The organism is Klenkia sp. PcliD-1-E (genome assembly GCF_024124375.1).
Lineage (GTDB): Bacteria > Actinomycetota > Actinomycetes > Mycobacteriales > Geodermatophilaceae > Klenkia.
The window spans coordinates 1-8361 of the sequence record NZ_JAMXRZ010000156.1; the positions used below are offsets into that span (position 1 = coordinate 1).

Genomic DNA, 8361 nt, shown 5'->3' on the forward strand with positions numbered 1-8361 from the left:
GCCCGAGCCGACCGCGCCGCCGTCCCCGGGCCTGGGCGCCCGACCGCCGAAGGTGACCGTCACCCGGGTGGCGGCGCAGCGGTCGCGGGAGCTGACGGTGGCCGCCGTCCGCCGGGTCAACGCGGCCAGCCGGGCCGACGGGGCCGGGGACAGCGGGCTGGCCCACGTGCTGTGGGTCAACGCCCTGCACACCGCCGGCGACGCGATGGTCGCGGTCTCGCTGGCCGGCACCCTGTTCTTCGCCGCGTCCACCGACGCGCAGCGCGGGAACGTGGCGTTGTACCTGCTGGTCACGATGGCGCCCTTCGCCGTCGTCGCCCCGCTGCTGGGTCCGCTGCTGGACCGGCTGCAGCGCGGCCGGCGGTGGGCGATGGCGGCGAGCCTGGTGGGCCGGGCGGTGCTGGCGCTGGTGATGGCGGCCAACTTCGACGGGTTCTGGCTCTACCCGGCCGCGCTGGGGGCGCTGGTGCTGTCCAAGGCGCACAACGTGCTGCGGGCGGCGGTGATCCCCCGGGTGGTGCCCCCGGCCATGTCGCTGACCAGCGCGAACGCCCGGACGTCGGTGTTCGGCCTGGTCACCGCCGGCGTCTTCGGCGGGATCGGGGCCGGCATCGCGGCCTCCGCCGGGTTCCCGCCGCTGCTGTGGGCGACCGCGGCGGTGTTCACCGCCGCCGGCGTGCTGGCGCTGCGGCTGCCGGGGCACGTCGACGTCCCCGCGGGCGAGGTCGCCAGCGACCTGCTGACGACCACGATGGAGATCCCGGTCCCCGGCCACCGCGGGAGGCCGCGGGTGGCGGCGACGGTGGTGGACGCGCTGCGCAGCGCGGCGCTGCTGCGGGTCCTCGGCGGCTTCCTGACGATCTACGCCGCGTTCCTCGTGCAGGCCGCGGTGCCCGGCGGCTGGGAGCGCACGCTGGCCCTGGGTGCCATCGCGGGTGCGGCCGGGGTGGGCAGCTTCCTGGGGACGGCGATCGGCTCCCGCCTGCACCGCGCCACGCCCGACACCCTGGTGCTGTGGTCGACGCTGGTCGCGGTCGTGGCCGCGGTGGCTGCGGCGCTGTTGTTCTCCGTGGCGATGGTCGCGGTGACCGCCGGGGTGGCCGCGCTGGCGGCGGGGCTGGGCAAGGTGTCGCTGGACGCGATCATCCAGCGGGACGTGCCCGGCGCCCAGCACGCCTCGGCCTTCGCCCGGTCGGAGACGCTGCTGCAGCTGGCGTGGGTCCTCGGCGGCGGGCTGGGCATCGCGCTGCCGGCCGACCTGCCGGTGCTGGCGTTCGGCACCACGGCGGGGTTGCTGGTGGTGGCCACAGGTCTGGTTGCTTGGCTGGGGCACCACCGCCGTCCCGCCCGGGGCCGCGGGCGGACGACGGGCTGGGAGCGGGCATGACCAGGGTGGCGACGACGGCGGCCTGCGGGGCCGCCGTCCTGGTGCTGGTGACCGGGTGCGGCGCCGGCGGGAGCAGCGGCGCCGCCGACCAGGGCGGACCACCGCCCACCGTGCGGGTGCAGAGCAGCGGGCAGGACGTCACGGTGCAGCCCTCGCAGTACTGCCTGGACGGCACCGGGGAGCGCTACGCGGGCACCCCGCCGGTCATCGAGGTGCAGCCGGACTCGACGATCTCGCTGACGGTGCCCGACGCCGTGGCGGCGCAGGGCTGGAGCGTGCAGGTCTACGACGACCAGCTGCAGGAGCTGCTCGGCGAGGTCGACGTCCCCGGGGACACCCCGACCTTCACCGGCATCAACAGCTCCGACGCGGTGCCGCCGGCCTACTACCTGGTGGTCGTGGAGGACTCGCGGGACGGCGCGTGCAGCGGGCTGTCCGGGGCCTGGCCGGTCGGCTTCATCCGTTCCGGCGACCAGGCCCCCACGGGCTAGCCCTCGAGGTCGGTGGCGACGGCGCGCAGGACGGCGGCGACCTTGGCGGCGGCCTGCCGGTCGGGGTGCCGGCCGTGCCGCAGCCCGTTGCCGACGCCGTCGAGCAGCCGGATGAGGTCCTCGATGATCGGGACCAGGTCGTCGGGCTTCTTCCGGGTGCCGGCCACGGCCGAGGGCAGCGGGTCCAGCACGGTCACCTGCAGGGCCTGGTCGCCGCGGCGCCCGGCGACGATGCCGTACTCCACCCGCTGGCCGGGCTTGAGCTCGGTGGTCCCGGCGGGCAGCGCGTCCTTGTGCACGAACACGTCGGGTCCACCCTCCTGGGAGAGGAAGCCGAAGCCCTTCTCCGGGTTGAACCACTTCACCTTGCCGCTGGGCACGTCGATCCCTCGCTGTCGTGTCGGCGCCGGCCCGGGCGGGCCGCCGCGGCCCAGGCTAGCCGCTGGGGGGAGGGCGGGCCGCCTGGTTACCGGCGAGTAGTCCGGCACGGCGGGGGATGCGACGATGCCCGCCATGGCTGTCCGCAACGCTGCGTCCCGCGTCGTCACCTCGGTCGCCGCCGCCGTCCGGCTGGTGTCCTCGGTCGTGGGTGGGCTGATCGTGCTCTACGCCGTGTTCGTGCTGTTCGAGGCCAACCCCGCCAACCCGATCGTCGAGTTCACCGCCGGGGTGCGCAACGACCTGGGCGCCTTCACCCGTGACCTGTTCACCCCCGAGGACCCGAAGATCGCCGAGACGGTGAACGCGCTGGTCGCGGCCATCGTGTGGGTGGTGGTGGGCAGCCTGCTGTCCAAGGCCATCACCCGGCTGGCGCCCCGCACGAAGGCGGGCTGAGCGTCAGGCGGTGGTGACCTCGGCCAGGCCGAGCTCCTGGGTGGACACCTGCCGCATCTCGACCTTGCGCACCTTGCCGGTGACGGTCATCGGGAAGGCGTCGACGACCTTGACGTAGCGGGGCACCTTGTAGTGCGCCAGCTTGCCGGCGCAGAACTGCCGCAGCGCCTCGGCGGTGAGCTCGGGGGCGCCGGCGCGCAGCTGCACCCAGGCCATCAGCTCCTCGCCGTACTTGGCGTCGGGCACCCCGATGACCTGGACGTCGGCGATGTCGGGGTGGGAGTACAGGAACTCCTCGATCTCCCGCGGGTACACGTTCTCCCCGCCGCGGATGACCATGTCCTTGATCCGGCCGACGATGTTCAGATAGCCCTCGTCGTCCATCACCGCGAGGTCGCCGGTGTGCATCCAGCGGGCGGCGTCGATGACCTCGGCGGTCTTCTCGGGGGCGTCCCAGTAGCCGAGCATCACCGAGTAGCCACGGGTGCACAGCTCCCCCGGCGTCCCACGTGGCACGGTCAGCCCGGTGTCGGGGTCGACGACCTTGCTCTCCAGGTGCGGGTGGGTGCGGCCGACGGTCGAGGTGCGGCGGTCGAGGTCGTCGTCGGCGCCGGTCTGGGTGGAGACCGGGGAGGTCTCGGTCATGCCGTAGGCGATGGTCACCTCGGCCATGCCCATCTCGTCGACGACCCGCTTCATCACCTCGACCGGGCACGGCGAGCCGGCCATGATCCCGGTGCGCAGGCTGGACAGGTCGTAGGAGCCGAAGTCCGGCAGCGCGAGCTCGGCGATGAACATCGTGGGCACGCCGTACAGGGAGGTGCACCTCTCCTCCTGCACGGCCTGCAGGGTCAGGGCGGGGTCGAAGCCGGGCGCCGGGATGACCATGGTCGACCCGTGCGAGGTGGCGCCGATGTTGCCCATGCCCATGCCGAAGCAGTGGTAGTACGGCACGGGGATGCACACCCGGTCGGCCTCGGTGTAGCTGCAGCCCTCGCCGACGAAGAAGCCGTTGTTGAGCAGGTTGTGGTGGGTGAGCGTGGCGCCCTTCGGGAAGCCCGTCGTCCCGGACGTGTACTGGATGTTGATCGGGTCGTCGGCGGAGAGCTCCGCCTCGCGCTCGGCCAGGAACCCCCTGTCGGCGGCCCGGCCGGTGTCCATCAGCCGGTCCCACTCGTCGGTCCCGAGGAAGAGCACCTCGCGCAGCGCCGGGCACTCGTCGCGGACCTCGGCCACCATCGCGCGGTAGTCGCTGGTCTTGAACGCAGGCGACGCGACCAGCACGGAGATGCCGGCCTGCTGCAGCACGTAGGACAGCTCGTGGGTGCGGTAGGCCGGGTTGATGTTGACCAGGACGACGCCGAGCTTCGCCGTGCCGTACTGCACGAACACCCACTCGGCGCAGTTGGGCGCCCAGATCCCGACCCGCTCGCCCTTGGCCACGCCGAGGGCGTGCAGGCCGAGGGCGAAGGCGTCGACGTCGGCGACCAGCTGGGGGTAGGTCCAGCGGCGGCCGGTGGCGCACTCCACGAGCGCCTCGTGCTCGCCGACCCGCGCTGCCGTCCGGTCGAGGTTGGCCCCGATGGTGTCGCCCAGCAGCGGGACCGTCGAGGTCCCGCTGGTGTAGGACGGCAGCGCGGGGGCGGTCATGCCCGCTCTTCGGGACGCAGCTGGACGCCGGCCCGGTTGGGCTTGTCGGTCGGGTGCGCGTAGCGCAGCCGCTCCGGCGGGAGCGGGAAGGAGTGGTCCTCGCCGAAGGGCGACAGCGACCCGGTCATCTCGCTGATCAGCTCGGTGAGCGGCGGGCCGCCGTCCACCGACTGGCCCCAGGTGGGCTCGACGAGGTGGGCGGTCTTCGGGTTCTTCTTGGCCATGGCGCACTCCTGCCGTCGTGGCCGGCGTCCTCACCGGCGCTCGGGCCCATCGTCCCGCATCCAACCGCGCGCCCCGGCACCCACGCCAGCCCGGCGGCAACCTGGGTGCGACGTGCTCCCGGCCCGCCTAGGGTCACCTCCCCGTGGGCCGCATCGTGGAGACCGTCGTGCCGGCCCGGCTCGGCACCGGGTTCCGCTGGCTGCTGGCCTCCTCGTGGACGTCGAACCTCGGCGACGGCATCGCGCTGGCCGCGGGTCCGCTGCTGGTCGCCTCGCTCACCGGGGACCCGTTCCTGGTGTCGCTGGCCGCGGGGGTGCAGTGGCTGCCACCGCTGCTGTTCGGCCTGGTCGCCGGCGCGGTCACCGACCGGGTGGACCGCCGCCTGCTCGTCGTGGTCGTGGACCTGCTGCGGGCCGGCGTCCTCGCCGTCCTCACCCTGGCGGTGGCCACCGACCTGGTCACCATCGGCGCAGTGCTGGCCGCGCTGTTCGTGCTGGGCACCGCCGAGGTGTTCGCCGACAACGCCGCGCAGACGCTGCTGCCCACCCTGGTGCACCGCGACGACCTGGCGGTCGGCAACGCCCGGATGACCACCGGGTTCGTGACGGTCAACCAGCTGGCCGGGCCACCGCTCGGGGCGGCGTTGTTCACCGTCGGGGCGGGGTGGGCGTTCGGCGCGGTCGCCGTCCTGGTGGCCCTGGGTGCGGTGCTCGTGTCGCGGGTCGTGCTGCCGCCGGCCGAGCCCGCGCAGCGCCGTCCGGTGCACCTGGAGATCGCGGAGGGGTTCCGGTGGGTGGTGCACCACCCCGCCGTCCGCACCCTGGTGCTCACGATCTTCGTGTTCAACGTGACCTTCGGCGCGGCCTGGTCGGTGCTGGTGCTCTACGCGACGCAGCGCCTCGGGCTCGGGGAGGTCGGCTTCGGCCTGGTCACCACCGCCCAGGCCGTCGGCGGGATCGCCGGCATCGCGGCCTACGGCTGGATCACCCGGCGGGTCAGCCTGGGCGACCTCATGCGGGTCGGGCTGGTCGTGGAGACCCTCACCCACCTCGCGCTCGCCCTCACGACCAGCCCGTGGGTGGCCATGCCGGTGTTCGTCGTCTTCGGCGCGCACGCCTTCATCTGGGGGACGACGTCGGTCACGGTGCGTCAGCGGGCCGTCCCGCGGCACCTGCAGGGCCGGGTGGGCAGCGTCAACCTGGTCGGCACCTTCGGCGGGCTGGTGATCGGCTCCGGCGTCGGCGGGGTCGTCGCGCAGCAGACCTCGGTGACCGGCCCGTTCTGGTTCGCCTTCGCCGGGTCCGCGGTCTTCGTGGTGGTGGTCTGGGGCCAGCTGCGGCACGTCGCCCACGCCGACGCCGACTAGGGACGCCGCGCCCCGTACAGGGTGCCGGCGCCGTCGGCGGTGAGCACCCAGCGGTCGTGGCCGGCCTCGGCCACCCGCACGTCCTGGCCGTCCAGGCGCTGCACGGCGCGGGTGCGCCAGATCGTGGTCGACTGCAACCGCAGGTCGACGTCGCCGTCCAGGGTGGCGACGCGCATCGTGGCCGGGCCGGCGATGCGCAGGGTGCCCAGCCGCCAGGGAGCCGCGGTCAGCGCGCGGGACCAGCGGGCCACCCGCAGCAGCGAGCCGGCCCCGGCGACCAGCGCGGCCACCCCGCCCAGCACCAGCGCGACGACGGCGAGCCCGGCGAAGGGCAGCCGGCTGCCGTCCTGGGCCGCCTGGACCGTGGCGACGGCGAGCAGCACGGCCAGCACCAGCGCGACCGCCCCGCCGGCCAGCCAGCGAACCGCACCCGCCCGGGTGGCGGCCAGCGCAGCACGGGTCTGCGGGTCGTCGAGGGCGCCGGGCACGCACGCGATGCTGTCACCCCGCCCGCGTCGTAGCGTGGAGCGGATGTCCACGACCGAGGGCGCCCCGGCCCCCGCCACGCTCGCCGCCTGGCTGCGCACCCGCTCCGACGAGCAGCTGGGCACGCTGCTGGCGCTGCGCCCCGACGTCGCCCGGCCCGCCCCCTCCGACCTGGTCGGCCTGGCCACCCGGTTGGCGGTGCCGGTGTCGGTGGACCGCGCCCTCGACGAGCTGGACGCGGGCACCCTGCAGGTGCTCGACGCGGTGCTGCTGGCCCCCGGCGACGGCCTCACCCGCGAGGAACTGGTCGACGCCCTCCCCGGCGCCCCGGTGGACGAGGCGGTGCAGCTGCTCACCGACCGGGCCCTGCTCTGGGGCGACGACGTGCTGCACGCCCCGGAGCCGGTGCGCCGCGCCGTCCGCTACCCGGCCGGGCTCGGGCGTCCGCGCACGCCCCCGCCCGCGGACGTCGCGGGTGACCTGGCCGACGTGGACGACGACGAGCGCGCCGTGCTGGAGGCGCTGGCCGGGGACAACCCGCTGGGCCGGCTGCCGGTCGACCACTCCGGCACCTCCCCCGACAGCCCGGCCCGCCGGCTGCTGAGGCGGGGGCTGCTGACCCGGGTGGACGCCGCCAACGTCGAGCTGCCCCGCCAGTACGGGCTGGCGCTGCGCGGCGACCGGCCCTACGGACCCGTGCGGCGCCGTCCCGAGCCGCCGACGGAGCACCGGGACCCCGCCGTGGTCGACCGCCGGGCCGCGGGTGCGGCGCTGGAGACCGTGGGCCGGGTCGGTGAGCTGCTGGCCGCGCTGGAGGAGGACCCGGCCGGCCTGCTGCGCAGCGGCGGCATGGCCATCCGCGACCAGAAGCGGCTGGCCAAGGCCCTCGGCGTCGACGAGCACGCCGCGGCCTTCTTCGTCGAGGTCGCGCACGCCGCCGGCCTGCTCGACCTCGGCGGGCCGCACCGCGACGAGTGGCTGCCCAGCCGGGAGTCCGACGCCTGGCGCGAGCAGGCCCTGCCCGAGCGGTGGGCGCTGCTGGCCGCGGGCTGGCTGGACTCGATGCGGGTCATCTCGCTGGTCGGCCAGCGCGACCTGGCCGGCAAGGCCGTCAACGTGCTCTCCCCCGACGTCGTCCGGCACACCGTGCCCGCCGTGCGGCGCACGCTGCTGGCCACCCTCGGGGAGCTCGCGCCCGGGCTCGGTCTGACCACCGAGGACCTGCTGTCCCTGCTCCGCTGGCAGAGCCCCCGGCGCGCGGACCGCTTCGTGCTGGTGCCGGCGCTGGTCGGGGAGGCCGAGCAGCTGGGGATCGTGGTCGGCGGCCGGCTGTCGTCGGGGGGCCGCGGGCTGCTGACCGGCGGCGAGGAGGGCGCGGCGACGAGCATGCGCGGCCTGCTGCCCGACCCGGTCGACCACGTGCTGGCCCAGCCCGACCTGTCGCTGGTCGCGCCCGGCCCGCTGGTCGCCGAGCTCGCCCGCACGCTGGCCGTGGTCGCCGACGTGGAGTCCTCGGGCGGCGCGACGGTCTTCCGGGTGACCGACGGCAGCGTCCGCCGCGCGCTGGACTCGGGCTGGTCGGCCGCCGAGCTGCACGACTTCTTCGCCCGCGCCTCCCGCACCCCGGTGCCGCAGGCCCTGGACTACCTGGTCGACGACGTCGCCCGCCAGCACGGCCGGCTGCGGGTCGGGGCGATCGAGGCCTACGTGCGCAGCGACGACCACGGCCTGCTCTCCCAGGTGCTCTCGGACAAGCGGACCGCGCGGGCCGAGCTGCGCCGGCTGGCGCCGGGGGTGCTGGTCAGCGGTCTGCCGGCCGACGAGGTGCTCGAGGTGCTGCGGGCCGCCGGCTACGCCCCGGCCGGGGAGTCGGCGGGGGGCGCCGTCCTCACCCGGCCGGCCGGGCGCCCCCGGGCCACCGC

The 8361-nt window shown here is 75.3% G+C and carries 8 protein-coding genes and 1 pseudogene; 5 read left to right on the plus strand and 4 right to left on the minus strand.

Translation table 11 applies throughout. The features are described from left to right. Together NH342_RS20670 and NH342_RS20675 are read left to right on the plus strand one after the other, a co-directional pair. A partial coding sequence (locus NH342_RS20670; protein WP_253017868.1) for an MFS transporter occupies positions 1 to 1387 on the plus strand: 1387 nt, incomplete at its 5' end. After that, positions 1384 to 1878 carry a DUF2771 family protein gene (locus NH342_RS20675; RefSeq protein WP_253017870.1) on the plus strand — a complete coding sequence of 165 codons (495 nt, stop codon included), beginning with the start codon at positions 1384 to 1386 and terminating at the stop codon, positions 1876 to 1878. The genes NH342_RS20670 and NH342_RS20675, both read left to right, overlap by 4 nt. 185 nt (positions 1879 to 2063) lie before the next feature. Here NH342_RS20675 and NH342_RS20680 read toward each other — a convergent pair. After that, positions 2064 to 2258: pseudogene (locus NH342_RS20680) on the minus strand (cold-shock protein); the annotation flags it as partial. Positions 2259 to 2391: 133 nt separating this feature from the next. Here NH342_RS20680 and NH342_RS20685 point away from each other — a divergent pair. After that, positions 2392 to 2712: a hypothetical protein gene (locus NH342_RS20685; protein ID WP_253017872.1), complete on the plus strand. Its 321-nt coding sequence runs from the start codon at positions 2392 to 2394 to the stop codon at positions 2710 to 2712. 3 nt (positions 2713 to 2715) lie between these two features. On the opposite strand, the gene NH342_RS20690 is transcribed toward NH342_RS20685, so the two are convergent. Both NH342_RS20690 and NH342_RS20695 read right to left on the minus strand, forming a co-directional pair. Next, positions 2716 to 4362, minus strand: coding sequence for an AMP-binding protein (locus NH342_RS20690; protein ID WP_253017874.1), 1647 nt, complete (start codon positions 4360 to 4362; stop codon positions 2716 to 2718). Continuing rightward, on the minus strand, positions 4359 to 4586 hold the full coding sequence (locus NH342_RS20695; RefSeq protein ID WP_253017876.1) for a hypothetical protein: 228 nt from the start codon (positions 4584 to 4586) through the stop codon (positions 4359 to 4361). The genes NH342_RS20690 and NH342_RS20695 overlap by 4 nt, the downstream gene beginning before the upstream one ends. A gap of 143 nt (positions 4587 to 4729) precedes the next feature. Between NH342_RS20695 and NH342_RS20700 the strand changes: the two genes are divergently transcribed. Then, positions 4730 to 5953: an MFS transporter gene (locus NH342_RS20700; RefSeq protein WP_253017877.1), complete on the plus strand. Its 1224-nt coding sequence runs from the start codon at positions 4730 to 4732 to the stop codon at positions 5951 to 5953. On the opposite strand, the gene NH342_RS20705 is transcribed toward NH342_RS20700, so the two are convergent. Further along, positions 5950 to 6441: a hypothetical protein gene (locus NH342_RS20705; protein WP_253017878.1), complete on the minus strand. Its 492-nt coding sequence runs from the start codon at positions 6439 to 6441 to the stop codon at positions 5950 to 5952. The genes NH342_RS20700 and NH342_RS20705 overlap by 4 nt on opposite strands. A gap of 43 nt (positions 6442 to 6484) precedes the next feature. Here NH342_RS20705 and NH342_RS20710 point away from each other — a divergent pair. Then, positions 6485 to 8361: helicase-associated domain-containing protein (locus tag NH342_RS20710; protein WP_253017879.1), on the plus strand; the 1877-nt coding region annotated here is incomplete at its 3' end.